The 1,176-nt window shown below is 40.1% G+C and carries 3 protein-coding genes; all 3 read right to left on the bottom strand.

What is annotated here, in order from left to right; all coding sequences use genetic code 11:
- Window positions 1-360: 360 nt before the first annotated feature.
- Genes DWX73_RS13310 through DWX73_RS13300 form a run of 3 tightly spaced genes read right to left on the bottom strand, consistent with a single transcriptional unit; the run spans window position 361 to window position 1,043 of the window.
- Complete coding sequence (locus tag DWX73_RS13310) at window positions 361-513, bottom strand: ribosomal-processing cysteine protease Prp (RefSeq protein ID WP_242996917.1); 153 nt, start codon at window positions 511-513, stop codon at window positions 361-363.
- Window positions 514-567: 54 nt separating this feature from the next.
- Window positions 568-738 (bottom strand): hypothetical protein, encoded by a 171-nt coding sequence (locus DWX73_RS13305; RefSeq protein WP_242996916.1) that lies wholly within the window; start codon window positions 736-738, stop codon window positions 568-570.
- Between the two features lie 35 nt (window positions 739-773).
- Entirely contained in the window at window positions 774-1,043 is a 270-nt protein-coding gene (locus DWX73_RS13300) for a DUF6275 family protein (RefSeq protein WP_118349133.1), read from the bottom strand.
- Window positions 1,044-1,176: the final 133 nt, after the last annotated feature.

The following is a 1,176-nucleotide window of genomic DNA, read 5'->3' as shown; positions in this document are numbered from 1 at the left end:
CTAGTGGTCGTTCCCTTCGTGGGAACGTGGATTGAAATAGCATTAGGACAAAATAATCGTGGTTGCAAGAACGGTCGTTCCCTTCGTGGGAACGTGGATTGAAATTGAAAGGGGGATACATGTATGACAGATCATGTAGTCGTTCCCTTCGTGGGAACGTGGATTGAAATTTCGGCAACTGCTTTTCTAATGCTTCGATTGCGGTCGTTCCCTTTGTGGGAATGTGGATTGAAATCAAGACGTCTGAGTATAACCTGTCTTACTATAAGGTCGTTTCTCTCGTGGAGAATGTGAATTTTTTGTAAATGAGGTTATAACAGATATTCTATAATAAAATAAATTATCATGAAGATACCTTTCTTATATTTTATCCTCGGTCAAATCCTCTATGGATTTTACTAGCGTTTGCGTAAGAGCTGTTACTCCTGTGCATACAATATCTTTTTCGGGTTCTGCATACCCGGCGTGGCCATCTATCGTCAAGCTATTTTCACGGATTTTTACTACAATCAAATTCATCACTCCTTTACTGTCCCGGTTGTTTCTCACCGGTGGAAGATAATTGGATCACCGCCTTTCTACAGATAACCGCTTACCATCAAAGCAAATCGTGTCTCCGATTTTCGCTGTCTGGTCATCTATCCTCACTCCTTTCAATACTTCTGCGCCGTCACGGATGACACGCAGGAATTTTACTGTCTTGTAGTCTATGCGGTCTATTAGCCATTTCGGCGCCAACGTATCCGCATCTTTGGTTATTTTATATTTTTGCATCATTCTTCTGTATGGCAAGTATTTGTGAGTTTCTTATAAACATCCTCATAGAGTTCCTGCTTGTCTCCGTTAAACGTATATTCTGCATAGATTCCATCGCCAGATACTGTAGTAGATGCCAGACATTTGTAGTTCTGCAATGTCTTGCAAGACCAGACAATAAACACATTCCCTAAGTTAATCGGTGTTTCTGGTCTATTTTTTTTGTACCACTCCACCATTTTCTTCTGGCATACGCTTTCAAAATGTTTCATTCCTGTAATAATCATAGCTTTTTACCTTTCCTTTTTTTAAAATGGACATAAGAACGGGCTGTCGGGAAATAGATAGTTCCAAACAGGGGCAGATTTGACTCACATGAGTCAAATCTGCCCCTGAAACTTTTTCGTAAAAATGAGAAAA

This window comes from Coprococcus sp. AF21-14LB, assembly GCF_003458885.1.
Taxonomy (GTDB): Bacteria; Bacillota; Clostridia; order Lachnospirales; family Lachnospiraceae; genus UBA9414.
The sequence above is the reverse complement of the archived record's forward strand: the minus strand, read 5'-3'. Positions and strand labels throughout refer to the sequence as shown.